Annotated in this window: 1 rRNA gene; it reads right to left on the bottom strand. The window is 49.6% G+C overall.

What is annotated here, in order from left to right:
* A 23S ribosomal RNA gene (locus FC83_RS12485) occupies positions 1-224 on the bottom strand; the annotation flags it as partial.

The raw sequence follows: 224 nt of genomic DNA, 5'->3' as shown, positions 1-224 counted from the left end.
GTACTGGTTCACTATCGGTCACTAGGTAGTATTTAGCCTTGGGAGATGGTCCTCCCAGATTCCGACCAGATTTCACGTGTCTGGCCGTACTCAGGATCCTGGACGGAGGATTTGGATTTTAGCGTAAGGGGCTCTCACCCGCTATGGCTGACCTTCCCATGTCATTTTGCTAATCCAAATTTTTGTAACTCCAATGTCCAGTCCTACAACCCCAGGATGCAAGC

Source organism: Agrilactobacillus composti DSM 18527 = JCM 14202 (assembly GCF_001436375.1).
In the GTDB taxonomy this organism is placed as follows: Bacteria; Bacillota; Bacilli; order Lactobacillales; family Lactobacillaceae; genus Agrilactobacillus; species Agrilactobacillus composti.
The sequence above is the reverse complement of the archived record's forward strand: the minus strand, read 5'-3'. Positions and strand labels throughout refer to the sequence as shown.